Below are 22,012 nucleotides of genomic sequence, written 5' to 3' on the forward strand. Positions count from 1 at the left end.
ATGTTACAGCCAAATACCGGCACACCCCCCAGTGAAATAAAATTAAAAGAAAATATTCAATCCAAACCGGAAACAATGACTAAGATTTTTTTCGAAAAGTTCTTTCAAAACAAACTTGCTGTAATCGGAGCCGTTATATTAACCATCATCATTTTGTCAGCTTTATTCGCTTCGGTAATCGCTCCTTACTCTCCAGAGAGTCAATCTCTTATCAATCGTTTGAAGCCGCCGAGTTTAAAACATCTAATGGGAACAGATAAATTCGGAAGAGACATCTTTACGAGGGTTCTGTACGGGGCGCGCGTTTCCTTGCTTGTCGGATTCGCATCTGTGATCGGTGCGATTACAATCGGAACTGTTGTCGGAGCCGTTGCCGGTTATTTTAAGGGGATTGTCGATGCCGTTCTCATGAGAACTGTTGATATCGTATTATCCATACCTGATATATTTTTGCTTATTACACTTGTTACGATTTTTCAGCCCGGAATGGATAAATTAATTTTAATTTTCTCCCTTACAGGCTGGACAACAACAGCACGCCTTGTGCGGGGGGAGTTTTTATCGCTTCGTTCCAGAGAATTTGTACTGGCTGCAAAGACGATCGGTACAAAAAATCATCATATTATTTTTTCTCATATATTGCCTAATGCGCTTGGACCGATTATTGTCTCGGCCACATTAAAGGTCGGAACGGTTATTTTGGCAGAATCTACATTGAGTTATCTCGGTTTCGGGATTCAGCCGCCGATCGCAAGCTGGGGCAATATGCTCCAGGATGCACAGAACTTTACGCTTATGATTCAGGCTTGGTGGTACCCGTTATTCCCGGGTTTGTTGATTCTTCTTACTGTATTGTGCTTCAACTTTGTCGGAGACGGTCTGCGTGACGCGCTTGATCCGAAAAATGTGAAATGATCTCCCGGACGGAACGGGAGATTTTTTTGTTGCGATGCAGTCAGAAATCCAGCCCCCTATTGCGGAAATCTCATATCGAAATGGAATAATTTATCTATCCCTTGCCTATACTGTGGACAACAGTTTTTATAAAGTGAGGGGTCGAATATGTTATTTCTTCATGATGTGTGGGTCAATTGGTTTGAAGGGGAAGAGAATGGCTACAATGTATGCCATTTTCACGAATGGCGGAAGGAAGACACGGTTGAGCTTTTGGATCAGACGCCGCTGCTCAGAGTGCCGTCGGTATTATTTCATTACATAGAAAACGACTTATCAGAGCTTCCGAAAGAGCTGCTGGAACAAGTGCATCAAAAGTCATATGTGCGAAAAAATCATGAACGGACGAAGCTTGAGTACTGTTTTGTCGTGACTGACGGAATCGGCATCATTGCCGTGGATACGATCGGGTATACCATTCCGGTCAGAAAGAGCCGCCTGATTCCGAGGCAGGAGCAGCTTGTTTATGAAATGGTAAAGGATGTAGAGCCGGAATCGTTTCAATTTGAGCCTGCACAATTGGAGTCTTCAAAGGAATATCACATTTTATCATTGGCGCCGGAGCATGTCAGAGGGCTGACGAGAAAAGAACGGCAGATCAAGCAGCTGATGTTTATGGCGCTTGACCAGCTGAAAGGGCTGAAAAACCGCGCGGAAATAGTGTATTGGTACACGGAATGGAATCCGCATATGTACGAGCAGATCAAACGGATGAGCTTCGAAGAGATTTGGGACATGCTTTATAATGAAACAATCGAAGGCTGGTCAGACAAGCATCTTGCGTTCTGTGAAAATTTGATTAAAGGGCAGCCGTTTTTCGAAAAGCTTTGGGAAATGGAACAGGAATCAAAAGTGAACTAAAAAAGAGGCGGGGATCATCCCGCCTCTTTTCTTTATCTTCTTTTCCGTCCGAGACCCATGGCGTTTTCCATTTTTTTCACCATTTTGCCGGCGGTTTTGTTTGCGCGCGCTGCCCCTTCGTCGAGAATGCGGTCAAGCTCGTCGCTTTCAATTAATTCACGATAGCGCTCTTGGATCGGTGACAAAGCGCCGATAACGACTTCGGCTAAATCGCTTTTGAATTCACCGTAGCCTTTGCCTTCATATTTTGCCTCTAATTCTTCAATTGATGTGTTTCCTAAAATAGAATAGATCGTCAAAAGGTTAGAAACACCCGGTTTATTTTCTTTATCATACTTTACAATGCCTTCCGAATCAGTCACGGCGCTCTTGATTTTCTTTTCGAGCTGTTTCGGCTCATCAAGCAGCGTGATGTATGCCTTTTGGTTCGGGTCTGATTTGCTCATTTTTTTGAGCGGATCAGCCAGTGACATGATGCGCGCGCCCGTTTCAGGGATTTTCACCTCAGGAATCGTGAAGATGTCATTGTATTTCTTATTGAAGCGCTCTGCCAGATTGCGGGTCAGTTCAAGGTGCTGTTTTTGGTCTTCTCCGACCGGAACAAGATCCGTGCCGTACAGTAAAATATCACCGGCCATCAGCGGCGGATATGTTAACAGCCCTGAGACGACGGCTTCTTTGCCTTTTGACTTATCTTTAAATTGCGTCATCCGCTCAAGCTCGCCGATATATGCGACACATTGGAGCATCCATCCCGCCTGGGCATGAGCGGGAACCTCTGACTGGATAAAGAGGGTCGCTTTCTCGGGGTCAAGTCCGACGGCCAGGTAAAGAGCCGCCAGATTGCGTATGTTCTTCCGCAGCTCAAGCCGATCCTGCGGAACCGTAATTGCATGCTGATCGACGATGCAGAAATATCCGTTGTAATCATGCTGCAAATCGACAAATTGTTTCATGGCGCCGATGTAGTTGCCGAGGGTAACGGAGCCGCTCGGCTGAATGCCTGAAAAAATCGTTTTCTTCATAGTTCTTACCTCATTTCTTAAAACATAATAAAAAAAGCCCATTCTTCCCGTAGAAAAAAGGGACGAATGAACCGTGGTGCCACCCTGATTATTCCATTACAATGGAATCGCTCGAGACGTTGGTAACGGAGGCTGCTCCGGCTGGGCCTACTTTACGTTCGGTCAGCTGCTCAGAAGTCCATTCCACAGGGCCCGTTACCTGCTCCCAGCACCGCAGGCTCTCTTCAAACGGGTTGATATGTGTACTACTCTTCATCATAGCAATCACAACAAAATGTTCTTTGATTGATTTATTATAAATCAATTATAGCCAAATGTCATCAGAAGAATACAAGCTTATTTCCAATTTGCTTAAAGGCTGAAAATCCGCAAAAAGAACTGAAAATGCCTAAAAGATAACGGATATCAACATTTCGTATAACGAATATTATATGTAAAAAGCAATATGAACTGGAAATTACAATAAAAATATTTAGTTAGGTCATGCTTTAAACTATAGAAGTGTATCACCTTTTTGGCAGAAAAACTGACCAAATTTAAATATTTTAAATTGAGAAAATAGTATTGCAATAAATTATTCATTTCATTATAATGAACTTGTTCACTCTATTGTTACAGCTTCTTTACATAAAATAATCAGAAAAGACGGAACACAATTAAAGTTTAGAAAAATATTACGTTATTTTGTCTGATATTTCTGAGTATTTAGTAGTAAAGGCTGAAAATTTGATTAGGGGGTTAGTGCATGAAAAAGCGTTGGTCTATTGTAGGTTTGATGCTTATCTTCTCGCTTGTGTTAAGTGCGTGCGGCGGATTCAGCGGCGGATCAGGCGACGGTAAAAAAGACACCAAAGGACAGACTACACTTAATATCAATATTAAAACTGAGCCGTTTTCAATGCATCCGGGATTAGCGAATGATTCCGTTTCAGGAGGCGTAATCCGCCAGATTTATGAAGGATTGACACGCGTAAACTCCAAAGGTGAGCCTGAAGAAGGAATGGCATCTAAAATTGAAACAAGCAAAGACGGAAAGACCTATACATTTACGATCCGTGACGGTGCGAAATGGTCTAACGGCGATCCCGTAACAGCGCAGGATTTTGAATATGCATGGAAATGGGTGCTTGACCCGAACAACGAATCACAATACGCTTATCAGCTCTACTACATCAAAGGCGCTGAAGCCGCCAATACAGGAAAAGGCAAGCTTGATGACGTAGGCGTAAAAGCCGTAAATGACAAAACATTAAAGGTGGAACTGAACAACCCGACACCTTACTTCCTGCAATTAACTTCATTCTATACGTATATGCCGATCAACAAGAAAATTGCTGAAAAACATAAAAACTGGAACACAAACGCAGGTGAAAATTACGTGTCAAACGGCCCGTTCAAAATGACAGCCTGGAAACACAGCGGTTCCATCACGCTTGAAAAGAACGATCAATATTGGGATAAAGACGCTGTGAAATTGAAGAAAATCAACATGGTGATGATTAACAATGACAACACCGAACTGAAAAAATTCCAGGCGGGTGAGCTTGACTGGGCAGGAATGCCGCTCGGCCAGCTTCCGACCGAATCTCTGCCGACTTTGAAAAAGGATGGATCGCTCCATGTTGAACCGATCGCAGGTGTGTATTGGTACAAATTCAACACAGAAGCGAAACCGCTTAACAATGTTAACATTCGTAAAGCCCTTGCTTATGCGATCGACCGCTCATCTATCGTGAAAAATGTGACGCAGGGGGAACAAATCCCGGCCATGGCTGCAGTGCCGCCGTCAATGAAGGGATTCGAGGATAACAAAAAAGGCTATTTCAAAGACAATGACGTCAAAACAGCTAAAGAATACTTAAATAAAGGACTGAAAGAATTAGGTATCAAGAGCGTCTCTGACCTTCCGGCAATCAAATTGTCCTACAATACGAATGATGCGCATGCGAAAATAGCGCAGGCCGTACAGGAAATGTGGAAAAAGAACTTAGGTGTCAAAGCTGAGCTTGATAATTCCGAATGGAATGTGTACATCGATAAGCTGCACAGCCAAGATTATCAGGTCGGGCGTATGGCCTGGTTAGGCGACTTTAATGATGCAATTAACTTCCTTGAAGCATATCGCGATAAAGATGGGGGAAACAATGATACAGGATGGGAAGACCCTGAGTTTAAAAAGCTGCTGAACCAATCTCAGCTTGAAACGGATCCGGATAAACGTATCGAAGAGCTGAAAAAAGCAGAAAAAATCTTTATGGACGCAATGCCGGTCGCGCCAGTTTACTTCTATACAGATACTTGGGTGCAGGATAAAAACCTCAAAAATGTAATCTTGACCGGAACAGGTGACGTTTTCTTCAGAAACGCTTCTTTTGAATAACAGGCGGTTCTGAAAACAAAAGACCCAAGGTATATGGGGAGGATGTCCCCGTATACCTTTCTTGCTTATTAAGTTTAAAATGGTAAAAAATATGGAGGTGTTCACCTTGCTGAAATACATCGGTAAACGATTCATTTACATGATCATCACGCTGTTTGTGATTGTCACCGCCACTTTCTTCTTAATGCAGGCAGCCCCGGGCGGACCATTTTCCGGCGAAAGAAAGCTGACGCCTGAAATTGAAGCAAATTTAAACGAACACTATGGTCTGGACAAGCCTCTTTTCGTTCAATATGTCAGCTACTTAAAATCTGTAGCGATGTGGGACTTTGGGCCTTCTTTTAAATATAAAGGCCAAAGTGTTAATGATTTAATCAATTCCGGCTTCCCCGTCTCATTCACTCTCGGTGCAGAAGCAATTCTCCTCGCATTAGCGTTTGGTGTGCTTTTCGGGGTGCTGGCTGCCCTGTACCATAATAAATGGCAGGATTATACCATTGCGATTTTAACGATCTTTGGGATCTCAGTTCCGAGTTTTATATTGGCGACGATTTTGCAATATATTTTCTCCATTAAATTAGAACTGTTCCCGGTCGCGGGGTGGGAATCCTGGGCATACACCTTTCTGCCCTCCATTGCGCTCGCTTCCATGCCGATGGCATTTATCGCCAGACTCTCCCGTTCAAGCATGATTGAAGTGTTAAACAGCGATTACATACGGACTGCAAAAGCAAAAGGCCTTTCCCGGCCGTCAGTCACCGTGCGCCATGCGCTTCGAAACGCGCTTTTGCCCGTCGTGACATATATGGGGCCGATGGCGGCGTCCATTTTAACAGGAAGTTTCATCATTGAATCGATTTTCGGAATCCCCGGTTTAGGCGCGCATTTTGTAAACAGCATTACAAACCGTGATTATACGGTCATTATGGGAGTTACCGTGTTCTTCAGCGTGATCCTGCTTTTATGCGTATTGATTGTAGATGTGCTGTACGGATTGATCGATCCGAGAATCAAGCTTTCTAAAGCAAAGAAAGGAGCCTAGACCATGCAGAACATTCCTAAAAATATGTTTGAACCAGCTTCAGCTAATGCCGGCGATGCCGAAAAAATAAGTAAAAAAAGCCTTTCCCTCTGGAAAGACGCCATGCTCCGCTTCCGCAGCAATAAGCTTGCGATGGTCGGGTTGGTACTGATCGTTCTTATTATTCTTATGGCGATTTTTGCACCTGTTTTTTCAAAATATGATTATGCGACTACCAATCTATTAAATGCTGATAAAGCCCCGTCGAAAGATCATTGGTTCGGCACCGACGACCTTGGAAGGGACATATTTGTCCGGACATGGGTGGGCGCGCGGATTTCGATCTTTATCGGAGTCGCAGCTGCCGTGCTTGATTTATTAATCGGCGTAATCTGGGGCAGTATTTCCGGATTCCGCGGCGGACGCACAGATGAAGTGATGATGCGCATCGCCGACATTCTGTGGGCTGTTCCTTCATTATTAATGGTGATTTTGCTGATGGTTGTTCTGCCGAAAGGGTTGCTGACCATTATCGTCGCCATGACGATCACGGGCTGGATCAATATGGCGAGAATCGTCCGCGGACAGGTGCTGCAATTAAAGAATCAGGAGTATGTGCTTGCTTCACAGACACTCGGTGCCAAAACCGGCCGGCTTTTGTTTAAGCATATCGTCCCGAATGCGATGGGATCTATACTTGTAACGATGACGCTCACGGTTCCGACGGCGATTTTTACAGAAGCGTTTTTAAGTTATTTGGGGCTTGGCGTACCTGCGCCGCTTGCGAGCTGGGGGACGATGGCCTCAGACGGATTGCCTGCATTAACCTATTACCCTTGGCGTCTGTTCTTCCCTGCCGGATTTATCTGCCTGGCAATGTTCGGCTTTAACGTTGTCGGCGACGGGTTAAGAGACGCGCTGGATCCTAAGTTACGCAAATAAGGAGTGATATGAGTGACACGCTTGCTAGAAGTAAAAGACTTAGCCATTTCATTTAAAACATACAGCGGAGAGGTACAGGCAATCCGCGGCGTGAATTTCCATTTGAATAAAGGAGAGACGCTGGCGATCGTAGGGGAGTCAGGTTCCGGAAAAAGTGTGACATCTCAGGCGATAATGAAGCTGATTCCGATGCCTCCGGGCTATTTCAAAAGAGGACAGATTCTTTTTGACGGGCGCGATATCGTGCCGATGTCCGAAAAAGAAATGCAGGCCATCAGGGGAAAGGACATCGGAATGATTTTCCAAGATCCGATGACCTCTCTGAACCCGACGATGAAAGTCGGCAAACAAATTATGGAAGTGCTTTTCAAACATGAAAAAATCTCAAAAGAAGCGGCGAAAAAACGCGCCATAGAGCTGCTTGATCTCGTCGGAATCCCGATGCCTGAAAAACGGATCGGCCAATTCCCGCACGAATTTTCAGGCGGTATGAGACAGCGCGTCGTCATCGCGATGGCGCTCGCGGCAAATCCGAAGCTGTTAATTGCCGATGAACCGACAACAGCGCTTGATGTGACGATTCAGGCGCAAATCCTTGAGCTGATGAAAGATCTGCAAAAGAAAATTGATACGTCTATCATTTTCATCACGCACGATCTCGGCGTTGTCGCCAATGTCGCCGATCGGGTCGCCGTCATGTACGCGGGTCAGGTGGTTGAATCGGGTACGGTGGATGAAATCTTTTATGATCCGCGCCATCCGTATACGTGGGGGCTGCTTGCCTCAATGCCGAGTCTGGACAGCACAGATCAGGAAAAACTGACGGCCATTCCGGGCACGCCACCTGATCTCACAAACCCTCCGACAGGGGACGCATTTGCGCTCCGCAGCTCGTATGCGATGAAAATTGACTTTGAACAGGAACCGCCGATGTATAAAGTGTCCGACACGCATTTTGTGAAATCATGGCTTCTGCATCCTGATGCGCCTAAGGTCGAGCCGCCAGAAGCGGTGAAGGCTAAAATCCGTCAGCTGCCGAATACGTATCAGCAGCCTGTTTTAATGAAGGAAGGTGAAAAAAATGACTGAGAAACTGCTTGAAATCAAACATTTACAACAGCATTTTTTTACGCCGAAAGGAACGGTAAAAGCCGTAGATGATTTATCATTTGATATTTATAAAGGCGAAACGCTCGGCCTTGTCGGAGAATCGGGCTGCGGTAAATCAACGACGGGCCGCAGTATCATCCGGCTGTATGAGGCAACCGGCGGGGAAGTTCTCTTTAACGGGGAAAATGTCCACGGGAAAAAATCCCGCAAGAAGCTGCTGGAGTTTAACCGGAAAATGCAGATGATTTTCCAGGATCCGTACGCTTCGTTAAATCCGAGAATGACAGTCGCCGACATTATTGCCGAGGGAATAGATATTCATCGCCTGGCCAAAACGAAAAAAGAGCGGATGCAGCGGGTTCACGAACTGCTGGAAACGGTCGGTTTAAATAAAGAGCATGCCAACCGCTATCCGCATGAATTTTCGGGCGGGCAGCGCCAGCGTATCGGAATCGCCAGAGCATTGGCGGTTGATCCGGAGTTTATCATTGCGGACGAACCGATTTCGGCGCTTGACGTTTCCATTCAGGCGCAGGTCGTCAATTTAATGAAAGAATTGCAGCAAGAAAAAGGGCTCACTTATCTGTTTATCGCCCATGATTTATCAATGGTCAAATACATCAGCGACCGCATCGGCGTCATGTATTTCGGGAAGCTGGTGGAGCTTGCGCCGGCGGATGAGCTTTACGAAAATCCGCTTCACCCTTACACGAAATCATTGCTGTCCGCTATCCCGCTTCCTGATCCGGACTATGAAAGAAATCGCGTGCGAAAGAAATATGATCCGTCAATTCATCAGCTCCAAGACGGAGAAAAGATGGAATTTCGCGAAGTGAAACCGGGACATTTTGTCATGTGCACAGAAGCTGAATTTAAAACCTATCTATAAAAGCCGCATCCTTCAAGACTTAGTCTTGGAGGATTTTTTTTTCGCGCACATCCAAGTTTATTCAGCCTGCTCCCGTTTTCCTATAATGGAAAAAAAGGGGGAGATCAGTATGAAAACCATTTTATGCGCCTTTGCGGTGGGACTGTTTTTCAGTGCAGCCGCTTATCCGGCACAGGCGGCTGTAAAAGAAGAGCAGCCGCTTGTAAAAATAGCGCTGACTGAAAAAGAGCTGCCAAAAGCAAATGAGAGGTTTGCTTATCCGTCAGGGCTGCATTTTACACGTCCTGATAAGGTCCGGGGCATTTACGTCACAGGACATTCAGCGGGAGGGAGCAAATTCGGGGAGCTGACAGACTTTGTGGACAAATCGAAGCTCAACACAATGGTGATTGATGTGAAAGACGACAACGGAAATCTTACCTTTAAACCGGACGGTCATTCTGAGTATGACAAAATCGCCAAACCGTACATCAAAGATCCAAAAAAGATGATGAAAAAGCTGGAGGAAAAAAAGATCTATCCGATCGCGCGTATTGTCGTATTTAAAGACAGCGAACTCGCGAACGAAAAGCCGGAGTGGTCCTTTAAAGAAAAAAACGGAAGCGTCTGGAAAAACGGCCGCGGAGAATCGTTCGTCAATCCGTTTATGAAAGAAGTATGGGATTATAATGTAAAGATTGCAAAACAAGCTGCGAAGATGGGCTTTCAGGAAATTCAGTTTGATTATGTCCGTTTTCCTGAAGGATTTGAAAAACGTGATGGCGAACTGACATACGGACACGGCGATTACGGAAAAACAGCAGACAGCAATGTGCAAAAACGCGTTCATGCCGTCACCGATTTTGTCGGATATGCGAAGAAAAAACTCAAGCCGTATGGCGCAAATGTGTCGGTTGATATTTTCGGCTATTCTGCCACACTGCCGGAAGCGCCTGGGATCGGCCAGAATTTCAGCAAAATTTCAGAACAGGTCGATGTCATTTCATCCATGATTTATCCGAGCCATTGGACAAGCTATTTCGGCATTGATAAACCGGATCTTGAGCCTTACAATGTCGTCAAAGAATACGCGAAGGTGGAAAATAACAAACTGTCTAAGCTGAAACACCCGCCTGTGTCGCGCCCGTGGCTTCAGGACTTCACGGCTTCTTATCTTGGCAGCGGAAATTATCAAAAGTACGGGAAAAGCCAGGTGGAAGACCAGATTAAAGCGCTGCATGATGAAGGAATTGACGAATTTTTATTATGGGATGCGGCAAACCGTTATACAAAAAATGTCGATTACACACCATTTTAAAAAAATTGAAACCATGTCAAAGGGTCACACGTCTTAATAGATGTAAGGTTGTTTAAACAATCGGAAATGGGGTATATCTAAAAGTGTGAAGACAACGAACCCATAAGGAGCAAATGAATGAACTGGTACGAAAAGCTGAGTGAATATTTTCCGATTGAAGAAATGAAATCAAAAGCGCATATGGAAGCTCTGTTAAAGGAGCGAAGCGATGTTTATCATAAAGAAGAAGGACAGTACCACGTGCTGATGTATGCGGAATTTGACTCTTTCATCTTTATTGATTACCTGTTTGTGTCGAAGAAATCCAGAGGACAAGGTCTCGGAAGCAAGCTGATCGGCAGGCTGAAAAAGAAAAACAAACCGATTCTTCTTGAAGTGGAGCCTGTTGACGAGGATGACACGGACACACAGAAGCGCTTGCGTTTTTATCAAAGAGAGCATTTCAAGCATGCGCAGTCAATCGGGTATCGGCGCCGGTCATTGGCTACGAATGAAGTGAACAAAATGGAGATTCTGTACTGGTCGCCTAAGACGGAATCAGAAGAAGAAATGTTTGAAGCGATGAAACAGACATATGAAAACATTCACACTTATAAAGATGAAAAATGGTACGGAGAATCATACGAAAAAACGGATGAAGTTCTCAAAGTCATTGAGGAGAACAAACGAAAAAACATTTTCGATCAGCTGAGCTAATTGAGAATGGGAAATAATCCGCAAAACGTAAATTTGCCGGATTGACACATTTTTTTCTCAGGAGACTGTTCATACTTACTTTTTTATAGTATAATACCTATAAAGATTCCTTTTTTAAAGTCATTTCAATTTGAGAATACAAACATGTTCATCCTACTAATTAGAGGAGTGAAGATTAATGGTTACATTATACACATCACCTAGCTGTACGTCATGCAGAAAAGCAAGAGCTTGGCTTGAAGAGCACGAGATTCCGTTTGAAGAAAGAAACATTTTCTCTGAGCCGTTATCAATTGATGAGATCAAGCAGATTCTGCGTATGACTGAAGACGGTACGGATGAAATTATCTCTACCCGTTCTAAAGTATTCCAGAAACTGAACGTAAATGTTGAATCAATGCCGCTTCAAGACTTGTACACTTTGATCAATGAGCATCCGGGACTGCTCCGCCGTCCGATCATCATTGATGAAAAACGTCTGCAAGTCGGCTATAACGAAGATGAAATCAGACGATTCCTGCCTAGAAAAGTACGTTCTTTCCAATTAAGAGAAGCACAGCGTCTGGCTAACTGATATAAGCTTACGATAAGCATGGAAAAAGCCCAAAACCGTCGGCGGTTTGGGCTTTTTATTATTTTTCAGTCTGCTGATAAATCATACTGGCGAGGATGACAAAAGCGACGGTCAAAATCGGCAGCATCATCTGTATAGTGCCGTGTTCCGCCATGAAGAAAGACAGCTTGCTGTCCCCGGCAATCATTTCACCGCCGGTAAATGCGAGAAGGCCGCTTCCGGCGTACATCAGTAAAGGCATTTTCTCCATAGCGGTATGAACGAGCTTGCTGCCCCAAATGATAATCGGCACCGAGATGAAAAGCCCTATCACTACAAGCGTCAGCTCACCGTGAGAAGCGCCGGCTACTGCGATGACATTGTCAAGAGACATAAAGATATCAGCCAAAACAATTGTGCGGATGGCTTTCCAAAGGGAAGAACTGCTTTTCACATGCTGCGCATCTTTCTTCTCAATCAGAAGCTGATAGCCGAGATACAATAAAAACACCCCGCCTGCGCATTGTAAAAAAGGAACATTCAATAAATAGACCGCGGCGCTCGTCAGCACGATTCTCAAGACGACTGCGATAAACGTTCCGAAGAGGATCGCTTGCTGTCTTTGTTTATGCGCCAGATTCCGGCTGGCCATCGCGATGACGACGGCATTGTCACCGCCGAGAATGAGATCAATTCCGATAATGAGCAGAAGGGACAGCAGGTAATCGTGCGGCATGGTAACACCTCGCTTATAGTTCGGTTGCTTGTACAGCTAATATATGAAGCAGTGTGCCATTTATGATGGGAACCGGGAGAAAGCCTGTTTTTCGGCGTGAAAATGCATTTTTATTTCTTTTATAACTGTTTTATCATAAAATAGAAATATACAGAATTTGTGCTGTCTTCTATAAGGTTAAGATGTGGACGGAATGGGTAAAGTGTAGTAAAGTACTATTCATCGGGAGCTTAGATGTCCCTTCAACATCTTATAAAGAAGGGAAGGTTGGCAAAATGGAAATAGAAAGAATTAACGAGCATACTGTAAAATTTTATATGTCTTATGGTGATATTGAAGATCGCGGTTTTGACAGAGAAGAAATCTGGTACAATCGCGAGCGCAGTGAAGAACTGTTCTGGGAAGTCATGGATGAAGTTCATGATGAAGAGGAATTCGCTGTCGAGGGTCCTCTTTGGATTCAGGTTCAGGCATTGGACAAAGGACTGGAAATAATCGTAACAAAAGCCCAGCTTTCCAAGGACGGACAAAAACTCGAACTGCCGATCCCGGAAGATAAAAAACAAGAGCCGGCAGATGAAAATCTCGATGCTTTACTTGATGATTTCCAGAAAGAAGAGCAGGCCGAGAGCCGGGAAGATAAGGAGCAAAAGCTTCAGTTCACTTTGCGGTTCGATGATTTTGAGGATCTCATCTCGCTATCAAAATTGAATCTTAACGGAATTAAAACGACCCTGTATTCGTTTGAAAACCGATATTATTTATATGCAGATTTTTATGAGCAAACTGATGAAGAGGTTGAAAATCAGCTAAGCATCCTGTTGGAGTACGCGCACGAATCGTCAGTCAGCATTCACCGTCTTGAAGAATACGGAAAATTGGTGATCGCTGATCATGCGTTATATACGATAAAAAAACACTTTGCATCATAACAAACCGATTTCTCTCAGCAGAAATCGGTTTTTTTTGTTCTGAATGACATGATAAACGGCTGAAAACCCCATAACAGCGCTCACCCGCAAACAGGATTATGCCTTCTTTCTGCTGAATACAACAAGATTCAGGAAAGGAGAAGATGCAACATGTTCAGTGCTGTGAATGCCGACGGCCGGCTCATTCAGCTGGCCGGAAGCTATTCAAAGGAAAAGGCGGCGGAACTGAGAAAAAAGCGCTGGTTCTGCCCCGTGTGTAAAAGTGAGCTTGATATCAAACTTGGACGGGAGAAACTGCCGCACTTCGCCCATAAAAAAAGCAGGCTGTGTCCGGGAGAATCCGAGCCTGAAAGCGAATACCATCTGGAAGGAAAAAGACAGCTTTTTCTCTGGCTTAAGGCACAAGGGTGCACCGTCAGTCTGGAGCCGTATCTGACTTCCGCAGGTCAGCGGCCTGACTTGACGGCTGAAAACGGAAAAGAGAGGCTGGCTATTGAATTTCAATGTGCGAACCTTTCGGCAGACTCTTTAAAGAGCCGGACGGCAGGCCTGAAAAACGCCGGATACCGGCCGGTCTGGATCATCGGGGCAAAACGCCTGAAACGGCTGGCTGCGCATTTTTTCCGGCTTTCTGCATATCACTGGCAGTTCTTTGAAGCTAATTCATTTTCATCCTTGATGTTTTACTGCCCCGACGCCCGCTCCTTTTACAAACTGCATTCCATCACCCCGTTTTACACCGGCTATTCTTATGCCGGCTTAACCACGATCCCTCTTCACAAAGCAAACCTGAAAGACATTTGTCATCCGGAAGGGCGGCACAGCGTCAAACTTTCCAATTGGAGACGCGCCGTAGCCGGATTCCGCAAAAAAAGCGGCCGGTTTTTATCTGAGGATGCCGGTCTCATCCGGCGGCTTTTTTACGAGAGACACCAGGTTGCATTTCCTTTTCTGCCTTCTGAAGTGTTTATTCCCGTTTCAGCGGGATTTGTGTTTGCAAGTCCCGTTTTCGTGTGGCAGGGCCATTTATACTTGCGGCTTGCGGAGCTTTTTGAAAAAGGAGCACCGATCCGGTTATCCGGCTTGATTCAAAATGTACGGCATAACATCCGCCGTCAGGAAATCCGGATGCGGTACGATTCTCACGAACATCTCATCGGAATGGCGGTAAAACAATATGCGGATTTCTTATGCTTGCAGGATTTTTTAAGGGAAACTGAGAATGAAGTATATATGCCCTCATCTCAACAGAAGCGCCCTCAAACGGCTGAAGAGCTGCGTCAGCGGGATCGGCACTTTTTTGGGGAATGAGAATGCTTGATTTCGTTCACCCTAACGTCAAGGTGGTGGCTGAATGTGAAGGGCGTACGGGCATTTTGTTTTCGTTTTTTCACTGGATTATTGGTATGCTTGGTCTTATATGCCGCATATGATTTGACAAAAGGCAGTGAAAAGCCGGAAGATAATCACAACACAAGTTTTTGGAGAAACAATCGTTTTTTCAATTGGCTTGAAGTAAAGAAAACGAGGGGGATCACCATGACTGAGGAAAATAAAGCAGCACAGCTGCCTGACAGAAGTGAAGTAAAGGCAGAGCATACATGGAGACTAGAGGATATTTTTCCTAGTGATGAGGCCTGGAATAAAGAATTTCAAGCGGTTAAAGAATTAATTCCGAATTTATCTTCCTTTAAGGGCACGCTTGCTCATTCAGCCGATAATTTATACGCGGCGCTTACCGCACAGGATGAAGTGACGAGCCGTTTGGGGAAACTTTATGCATACGCGCATATGCGTTCAGACCAGGATACGGGAAATTCTTTCTACCAAGGGCTGAACGACAAAGCCGCAAGTCTGTATTCTCAGGCTGCCAGTGCGACTGCTTATATTGAACCGGAAATTCTGGCGATTCAGGAGGACAAGCTGCATCAGTTTATTCTGGAAAAAGAAGAGCTGAAGCTTTACTCCCATGCAATTGAAGAAATTACAAAACAGCGTCCGCACGTGCTGAGTGAAAGAGAAGAGGCCCTGCTTGCGGAAGCGTCAGAAGCGCTGTCTTCGCCTTCCAACACATTCAGTGTGTTAAATAACGCCGATATTACGTTTCCGTCAATTAAAGATGAAGACGGCAAGGAAACTCAAATCACACACGGCAACTTTATTAATTTTCTGGAAAGCAGCGACCGGGAAGTCCGTAAAAACGCCTTTAAAGCCGTATATAAAACATACGGACAGTATAAAAACACGATGGCGACTACACTCAGCGGCACTGTGAAAAAAGACAATTTCTACGCCCGCGTGAAAAAATACAAATCAGCACGGGAAGCGGCTTTATCCAATAACAGCATCCCTGAAGAAGTTTATGATAACCTGATCAAAACGATCAATAAACACCTTCCGTTATTACACCGTTACATTGATTTGCGGAAAAAGGTGCTCGGCCTTGATGAAGTCCATATTTATGACCTGTACACACCGCTTGTAAAAGATTCGGGAATGAAGGTCACATATGAGGAAGCAAAAGATTATATGCTCAAAGGGCTTGCTCCGTTAGGCGAGGAATACGCGTCTATTTTAAAAGAAGGACTTGAAAACCGTTGGGTCGATGTATACGAAAACAAAGGAAAACGCAGCGGTGCTTATTCGTCCGGTACATACGGCACGAATCCGTACATCTTGATGAACTGGCATGACAATGTCAACAATCTGTTTACGCTCGTTCACGAGTTCGGCCATTCCGTGCACAGCTACTATACGAGAAAATATCAGCCGTATCCGTACGGAAACTACAGCATTTTTGTCGCTGAAGTCGCTTCTACGACCAATGAAGCGCTGCTTGGTGAATATATGCTGAACAGCTTAAAAGATGAAAAACAGCGTCTGTACCTGCTCAACCACATGCTTGAAGGTTTCAGAGGCACAGTCTTCAGACAGACGATGTTCGCTGAATTTGAGCATCTGATTCATACGAAAGCGCAAGAAGGCGAGCCGCTGACGCCTGAACTGCTGAGCAAGCTTTATTATGATCTCAATAAAAAGTATTTCGGAGACAACATGGTGATTGATAAAGAAATCAGCCTGGAATGGTCAAGAATTCCGCATTTCTATTACAATTATTATGTGTATCAATATGCGACAGGCTACAGTGCGGCCCAAGCGCTGAGCAGCCAGATTTTAAAAGAAGGAAAGCCTGCGGTTGAGCGTTATACCGAATTCTTAAAAGCGGGAAGCTCAGAATACCCGATCGACATACTGAAAAAAGCGGGAGTCGATATGACATCGCCTGAACCGATCGAGGCGGCCTGCAAAATGTTTGAAGAGAAACTGAATGAAATGGAAGAGCTCCTTTCGAAAGTGAACCCTTCATAATAGAAAAAGCCTGTGCAGAAGATGCGCAGGCTTTTTAAAATCCTTTAAACGTTTTTCGGTGATTCAGCCGGTACAGGGCAAACAATATCGACAGAAACAGCAGGGGAGATGTGATATAAATCGGCAGCATGTGCATCATGGCCAGCAGATTTAAAAAGAAGAAAAACACAATCATTCCGATGGTCAATACGGTGCGAAGCATGTATGTCCCTCCTTGTTTACATTGATATATTCTATGAAAACAAGCAGTCAGTTATGTTTTGTGACAAAAATATGAACATTAAGCTTATGGGTTGTCAAAACTCGACAAGATTTGATATGATAAGGATGTGAAATTGATCACAAACAAACATTACCCCTTTGTTTGACCGTGAAAAATTTCTCCCATCCCCTTTGTTGTCGTTAAGACATATGAAACCGCGCTTATCCCGGCGCGGTTTCTTTATTTGCACAAAAAAAGCCGGCTCCGTAAGGAATCAGCTTTTTTTAATGATCGCAGCAGGTAACATCCTCTTTGGTTCCGGTTAAGGATTTCCAAAACAGACCGTGCTTTGCATCCACTCTGGCGACCTTTTTGGCGAACGCCAGTTTTTTCATTTCTTTTTCAACTTCCTCAAGGCTTAAATCATAAACAAGTGCAATTTCTTTCGATGCGACAAATCGGAAATATTCAATGAAACATTCCAAAGGCGGCGTTTCAGAAGGCTTCGGTTCATCGCCGAGCATTTCGAATAAGATGTCTTCGTATACTTCATAAGAATAGTTGCCGGGCACTTTCAGCCCTTCGTCATCATGCAGGCTGTTAAAGAACGTCAATGTCGGATTAACGGTGACGTCCATTTCCGCGGCGATTTTCATATCGCACTGCAGCGCTTTTACCGCGCTTTGTGAATGGAGATCGCGTTTAAATTCTTCGACATCCAATTTCGTCTTTTTGGCAATCTCTAAAAGAACGTCTTCATCTGTAATATTCTGCTTTGAGACAAACAGGCTTTCCTGCATGTTGCGGAGAAACAGGATGCCGGCCTTTCTTCCCTGCAGTTCGGCCGCTTTTAAAGCGAGTGCCGCCAGATAAGGTGATGAAAGGGGCTGATCCTGCTCAAGCCAAAGGCTTCCGTCACACGGCATCCCGGAACGGTTCGCGATTTTTTCCCAAGCTTCGGCAAGAAGGTGTTTTTTACGCTTTTGCTTATTCAGTGATGTGATGCTCGCGGAAACAATGATCCGCAGCGTAAAAAAACGTCCGTATCGGATTTTTAATTTTTTTATGGCGGGCTCCAGCGACCAGCATTCAGGACATAAAGGGTCGACAAACATGTAAATTTCCAGCGGTTTTTTTGGGTGTCCGTGGCAATGGGCGAAGTATTGCTCATGCTGATAATTCGTCAATATGATCGATCCTCCGCTTCTGACTGGTTTACCATATGTCTGGCCGTTAATTCCAGACGCCCGTACAGAAATTCACGAATATCGCCCTCTAGCCCGACATGATCCATCGCTCTGCTCATACAGCTCAGCCACGCATCAGCCCTTTCTGCCGTAATCGGAAAGGGAAGATGCCTTGCTCTGAGCATGGGATGGCCATGTTCTTCAGTATAGAGGGGAGGCCCGCCTAAATACTGGGTTAAAAATTGCTTTTGTTTTCTGGCCGTTTCAGTCAAATCACTTGGGAATATCGGCTTCAGCAAGGGATGAGACGAGACACGCTCATAAAAAGTATCAACAAGTTGCGATAGAAGTTCCTCTCCAATCGCTTCATATGGTGCGTTAAACGATTGTCCCATGTTGACTACTCCTTTTATATGGCTAATAGGAATCATAATTCCTATTGCGAAATTATCTTTCAGTTTTACTATCTTCAGTTACTGTATATTTTAGCAATAACATTTTATTTCTACAAACAAAGTGCCTTTCTGTCAGGCGCTTGTATTTCATATCATATCACATCGACTTCATTCATGTGTAAGATTTACTCCGCAAAAAAACCAGAGAAGGAAGCCTCTCTGGTTTACGCGTAATACTGCTGGGTGATGTTTTTGACATATTGCTGTGTTTCTTTAAACGGCGGAATGCCTCCGTACTGATCTACGTTGCCGGGGCCTGCGTTGTAGGCGGCTAACGCCAGAGACACATTTCCGTCGTATTTTGTGAGCATCTGCTTTAAGTATTTCGTCCCGCCGTCAGCGTTCTGGACGGGATCAAGCGGGTTTGACACCCCGAGTGATTCAGCCGTGGAAGGCATGAGCTGCATCAGTCCCATCGCCCCCGCACCGCTGACCGCTTTCGGATTAAAGCCTGATTCCTGTTTAATAACCGCACGGATCAGCTTTTCGTCGACTCCGTATTTTTCGGCCGCTTTTTGAATGGCGCTGTCTATTGAAAAGTTTCCGGTGCTGATGTCAGAAGCTGTATGCGCAGGTTTTATACCGGAAGAAGCGGTCTGTGAAGCGGCCGCGGGACTGACTGAAACCGGAATTCTCGGTGAATATGAAGTATGATCGGTCCGTACCCCGTTTAAAATTCCCGCTTCCGGTTGCTGCCGGACGGCTGTGCCCGTATATTGGCTGAGCAGCGCGCTGAAATTTGCAAGCGGGCTTTCTGCAGATTGTCCGCTTGAAGCGGTGCTTGTATTAGACATTGATTGCAGCGCCATTGATTGAAGCTGGAGAAGGGCCGCCCAATTCGTTATATTCACTGTGTCATTCCACCTTTTTTTGTTTCTGTTCATAAAAACGCTGGATTTTATTTTTAGTGACCCGCTGAGGGATGCCGAATTGCTTGAGCAATTGTTCAAACGCCCGTTTTCCTTCGTCCCAGTCAGCAGCCTCGAATTCCAATTCAAAGTCTTCTTTCTCTAAATATCGGCTGTGATCTAAAATGATTAAGCCTTTTTCTGATTCTTTTTCCGCGCGTTCAGTCGACAGCGTTCCGAAGTAACAAATGGCTTCTGAATGGATACCGAGACCGTCCAGCTGCCGTTTTACAGGGCCTTCGGGGATCTTGAAGCTGTTAAGGTCAGGCTGTTTTGCAAGCTCTTGGTGCGTTTCCAGCAGACCGACCGCGGCAGGCTCTTTTAAAGTCAGGACGAACGCGCCGTTTTTTTCACGGATGCGGAGGGCTGATTTTTTTTGTTTCAGAGAAAAATCTTTTGTATCGAAATAATGATTGATTTGCTGCTTAAAATCATGTTCTTTCATGCCGAGTGCTTCACTCAGCTTCTGAAATTCTGATTTTGTCACCAGATTTTTGAATTCAATTTCTATTTCTTGGGTCATGACAGTCTTCCTTTCAGGACGAAAAATTGTATAATTCCCATTATCTCTTTAGAGGTTACGTTTATCAATATCGACCTTGATATGATAAAATAAATGCTGTACTTTGTTAAAAAAGGAGAACATTATGCAAAAGAGAATTGAAATTCAAAATGCATCATTAACAGAAGACGTGCTCCGCCTGAAGTGCGGAGAGGACTTAAGCGGAGCGGAACGCAAAGCCACAGGTCAAATGCTTGTTGATTCCGATCACTTTGCTTTTGTATACATACTTGAAACAGCTGACTCTTTTGAATATGTCATTATAAAAGAACATGTATGGCCGGATCTGAAAGAGGCCTTTGACAAAAGAAAACCGGCGGTGCTGGAGGCCGGCGGCAAAACGGTTGAACTTTCAGGGCTGCATGAAGAACTCGATTATCTTATTGAAAATATTAAAGATAATGCAAACTACGGAGATATGGAAGAAAAAGTGAAAAGCGTATTTCTTTAGAACAGGTTCGGAATTGGGGGATGTACGATGGATGACAAACAATGGGAGCAATTTCTAGCGCCATACCGCCAGGCTGTTGAGGAATTAAAGGTGAAGCTGAAAGGCGTCAGAACCCTTTATGAGTATGAAGATGACCACTCACCGATTGAGTTTGTGACAGGCCGCGTGAAGCCGGTGGTAAGCATACTTGAAAAAGCGAGACGGAAAAGCATACCGCTTCATCAGATTGAAACGATGCAGGATATCGCAGGACTGCGTATTATGTGCCAATTTGTCGATGATATCCAGATCGTCAAAAATATGCTGTTTGCCAGAAAAGATTTTACCGTTGTCGACAAGCGGGATTACATAGCAGAGCATAAAGAGAGCGGATACCGGTCTTACCACCTTGTCGTTTTATATCCTTTACAAACTGCGTCCGGAGAAAAGCATGTTCTTGTGGAGATACAGATTCGGACGCTTGCCATGAACTTTTGGGCCACCATTGAGCATTCACTGAATTACAAATACAGCGGGAACATTCCCGAAAAAGTAAAGCTGAGGCTGCAGCGGGCCTCGGAAGCCGCATCCCGGCTCGATGAAGAAATGTCTGAAATCCGCGGAGAGATTCAGGAAGCCCAAGCCGCGTTTTCACGAAAGAAAAAAGCGGGAGGCCACCAGTAGAAAGGAGGGGAATGGCATGAAATTTGCCGTTTCTTCAAAAGGAGACGAAGTTTCAGATACACTGAAAAGCAAAATACAGGCGTATTTACTTGATTTTGATATGACCTTGGATGAAAAAGAGCCGGAAATCGTTATTTCCGTCGGCGGTGACGGAACGCTTCTCTACGCATTCCACAGATACAGCGACCGTCTGGATAAAACGGCTTTTGTCGGAGTTCACACGGGGCATTTGGGTTTTTATGCCGATTGGGTTCCGCAGGAGATAGAAAAGCTTGTTCTTGCCATCGCCAAAACGCCGTATCATACCGTGGAATATCCCCTTCTTGAAGTGGTTGTCACTTATCATGATGAAGAGCGTGAGGAACGGTATCTGGCTTTGAATGAATGTACGATCAAAAGCATTGAAGGCAGTCTCGTCGCTGACGTTGAAATTAAAGGCCAGCTGTTTGAAACGTTCAGGGGAGACGGTTTATGTCTGTCAACGCCTTCCGGAAGCACGGCTTATAATAAAGCGTTAGGCGGCGCGATCATTCATCCTTCCATCAGAGCGATTCAGCTCGCGGAAATGGCATCCATCAACAACAGAGTGTTCAGGACTGTCGGTTCGCCGCTTTTGCTTCCCGATCATCATAACTGTGTCATCAAACCGAGAAACGACGTCGACTTCCAAGTCACGATTGATCATTTGACCTTGCTGCATAAGGATGTCAAATCTATTCTATGCCGGGTGGCAAATGAAAAAGTCAGATTTGCAAGATTCCGCCCTTTTCCGTTTTGGAAAAGAGTGCAGGATTCCTTTATCGGAAAAGGCGAATAGAA

23 protein-coding genes and 1 other annotated feature are annotated in these 22,012 nt (G+C 44.8%); of the genes, 16 read left to right on the forward strand and 7 right to left on the reverse strand.

Annotated elements, in window-relative coordinates; genetic code table 11:
* A complete protein-coding gene (gene opp4C / locus AC1DN5_RS13450) occupies positions 1–915 on the forward strand; it encodes an oligopeptide ABC transporter permease (protein WP_016938239.1) in 915 nt (304 codons plus the stop codon).
* Between the two features lie 147 nt (positions 916–1,062).
* Positions 1,063–1,815 (forward strand): YjbA family protein, encoded by a 753-nt coding sequence (locus tag AC1DN5_RS13455; RefSeq protein WP_016938238.1) that lies wholly within the window; start codon positions 1,063–1,065, stop codon positions 1,813–1,815.
* A gap of 32 nt (positions 1,816–1,847) precedes the next feature.
* Here the strand turns inward: AC1DN5_RS13455 and trpS are convergent, their stop codons facing one another.
* Positions 1,848–2,840, reverse strand: coding sequence for a tryptophan--tRNA ligase (gene trpS, locus AC1DN5_RS13460; RefSeq protein WP_016938237.1), 993 nt, complete (start codon positions 2,838–2,840; stop codon positions 1,848–1,850).
* 55 nt (positions 2,841–2,895) lie between these two features.
* Positions 2,896–3,108, reverse strand: a binding site (T-box leader).
* Between the two features lie 477 nt (positions 3,109–3,585).
* On the opposite strand from trpS, the gene AC1DN5_RS13465 reads away from it, so the two are divergent.
* The 8 genes from AC1DN5_RS13465 (at position 3,586) to spx (ending at position 11,749) form a co-directional block, all read left to right on the forward strand.
* Entirely contained in the window at positions 3,586–5,220 is a 1,635-nt protein-coding gene (locus AC1DN5_RS13465) for a peptide ABC transporter substrate-binding protein (protein ID WP_016938236.1), read from the forward strand.
* 106 nt (positions 5,221–5,326) lie between these two features.
* Positions 5,327–6,262, forward strand: coding sequence for an ABC transporter permease (locus AC1DN5_RS13470; protein WP_016938235.1), 936 nt, complete (start codon positions 5,327–5,329; stop codon positions 6,260–6,262).
* A 3-nt stretch (positions 6,263–6,265) separates the two neighbouring features.
* On the forward strand, positions 6,266–7,183 hold the full coding sequence (gene oppC, locus AC1DN5_RS13475) for an oligopeptide ABC transporter permease OppC (RefSeq protein WP_016938234.1): 918 nt from the start codon (positions 6,266–6,268) through the stop codon (positions 7,181–7,183).
* A gap of 12 nt (positions 7,184–7,195) precedes the next feature.
* A complete protein-coding gene (locus AC1DN5_RS13480; protein WP_366969556.1) occupies positions 7,196–8,272 on the forward strand; it encodes an ABC transporter ATP-binding protein in 1,077 nt (358 codons plus the stop codon).
* Positions 8,265–9,182 carry an oligopeptide ABC transporter ATP-binding protein OppF gene (gene oppF / locus AC1DN5_RS13485; RefSeq protein WP_016938232.1) on the forward strand — a complete coding sequence of 306 codons (918 nt, stop codon included), beginning with the start codon at positions 8,265–8,267 and terminating at the stop codon, positions 9,180–9,182. The genes AC1DN5_RS13480 and oppF overlap by 8 nt, the downstream gene beginning before the upstream one ends.
* Before the next feature lie 109 nt (positions 9,183–9,291).
* Positions 9,292–10,479, forward strand: a complete 1,188-nt coding sequence (locus AC1DN5_RS13490; RefSeq protein WP_366969555.1) for a putative glycoside hydrolase — start codon at positions 9,292–9,294, stop codon at positions 10,477–10,479.
* Between the two features lie 117 nt (positions 10,480–10,596).
* Complete coding sequence (locus AC1DN5_RS13495; RefSeq protein ID WP_045925331.1) at positions 10,597–11,175, forward strand: GNAT family N-acetyltransferase; 579 nt, start codon at positions 10,597–10,599, stop codon at positions 11,173–11,175.
* Positions 11,176–11,353: 178 nt separating this feature from the next.
* Entirely contained in the window at positions 11,354–11,749 is a 396-nt protein-coding gene (gene spx / locus AC1DN5_RS13500; protein WP_003327578.1) for a transcriptional regulator Spx, read from the forward strand.
* 58 nt (positions 11,750–11,807) lie between these two features.
* Here the strand turns inward: spx and AC1DN5_RS13505 are convergent, their stop codons facing one another.
* Positions 11,808–12,464: a TerC family protein gene (locus AC1DN5_RS13505; protein WP_047477838.1), complete on the reverse strand. Its 657-nt coding sequence runs from the start codon at positions 12,462–12,464 to the stop codon at positions 11,808–11,810.
* 275 nt (positions 12,465–12,739) lie between these two features.
* Between AC1DN5_RS13505 and mecA the strand changes: the two genes are divergently transcribed.
* The 3 genes from mecA to pepF all read left to right on the forward strand — a co-directional run bounded on the left by mecA (position 12,740) and on the right by pepF (position 16,765).
* Entirely contained in the window at positions 12,740–13,396 is a 657-nt protein-coding gene (gene mecA / locus AC1DN5_RS13510) for an adaptor protein MecA (protein ID WP_045925332.1), read from the forward strand.
* A gap of 150 nt (positions 13,397–13,546) precedes the next feature.
* Positions 13,547–14,707 carry a competence protein CoiA family protein gene (locus AC1DN5_RS13515; protein WP_366969554.1) on the forward strand — a complete coding sequence of 387 codons (1,161 nt, stop codon included), beginning with the start codon at positions 13,547–13,549 and terminating at the stop codon, positions 14,705–14,707.
* A gap of 228 nt (positions 14,708–14,935) precedes the next feature.
* Positions 14,936–16,765 (forward strand): oligoendopeptidase F, encoded by a 1,830-nt coding sequence (gene pepF / locus AC1DN5_RS13520; RefSeq protein WP_099745180.1) that lies wholly within the window; start codon positions 14,936–14,938, stop codon positions 16,763–16,765.
* Between the two features lie 34 nt (positions 16,766–16,799).
* Here the strand turns inward: pepF and AC1DN5_RS13525 are convergent, their stop codons facing one another.
* The 5 genes from AC1DN5_RS13525 to AC1DN5_RS13545 form a co-directional block, all read right to left on the reverse strand.
* The gene (locus AC1DN5_RS13525; RefSeq protein ID WP_016938224.1) at positions 16,800–16,967 is read right to left on the reverse strand and encodes a hypothetical protein; all 168 of its coding nucleotides are present in this window, start codon (positions 16,965–16,967) and stop codon (positions 16,800–16,802) included.
* Positions 16,968–17,251: 284 nt separating this feature from the next.
* On the reverse strand, positions 17,252–18,154 hold the full coding sequence (gene spxH, locus AC1DN5_RS13530) for a protease adaptor protein SpxH (RefSeq protein WP_016938223.1): 903 nt from the start codon (positions 18,152–18,154) through the stop codon (positions 17,252–17,254).
* Complete coding sequence (locus tag AC1DN5_RS13535) at positions 18,151–18,549, reverse strand: globin domain-containing protein (protein WP_016938222.1); 399 nt, start codon at positions 18,547–18,549, stop codon at positions 18,151–18,153. The genes spxH and AC1DN5_RS13535 overlap by 4 nt, the downstream gene beginning before the upstream one ends.
* 224 nt (positions 18,550–18,773) lie before the next feature.
* Positions 18,774–19,460 (reverse strand): lytic transglycosylase domain-containing protein, encoded by a 687-nt coding sequence (locus AC1DN5_RS13540; RefSeq protein WP_045925335.1) that lies wholly within the window; start codon positions 19,458–19,460, stop codon positions 18,774–18,776.
* A 4-nt stretch (positions 19,461–19,464) separates the two neighbouring features.
* Positions 19,465–20,040 (reverse strand): CYTH domain-containing protein, encoded by a 576-nt coding sequence (locus tag AC1DN5_RS13545; protein ID WP_366969552.1) that lies wholly within the window; start codon positions 20,038–20,040, stop codon positions 19,465–19,467.
* 124 nt (positions 20,041–20,164) lie between these two features.
* Here AC1DN5_RS13545 and AC1DN5_RS13550 point away from each other — a divergent pair, with 124 nt between their 5' ends.
* The 3 genes from AC1DN5_RS13550 to AC1DN5_RS13560 are packed head-to-tail and all read left to right on the forward strand — an operon-like array spanning position 20,165 to position 22,010.
* The gene (locus AC1DN5_RS13550) at positions 20,165–20,530 is read left to right on the forward strand and encodes a UPF0738 family protein (protein ID WP_095240942.1); all 366 of its coding nucleotides are present in this window, start codon (positions 20,165–20,167) and stop codon (positions 20,528–20,530) included.
* 27 nt (positions 20,531–20,557) lie between these two features.
* Entirely contained in the window at positions 20,558–21,193 is a 636-nt protein-coding gene (gene yjbM / locus AC1DN5_RS13555) for a GTP diphosphokinase (protein WP_016938218.1), read from the forward strand.
* Positions 21,194–21,209: 16 nt separating this feature from the next.
* Positions 21,210–22,010, forward strand: coding sequence for an NAD kinase (locus AC1DN5_RS13560; RefSeq protein WP_047477853.1), 801 nt, complete (start codon positions 21,210–21,212; stop codon positions 22,008–22,010).
* Positions 22,011–22,012 lie beyond the last annotated feature (2 nt).

This window comes from Bacillus sp. 01N42_2 (genome assembly GCF_056399565.1).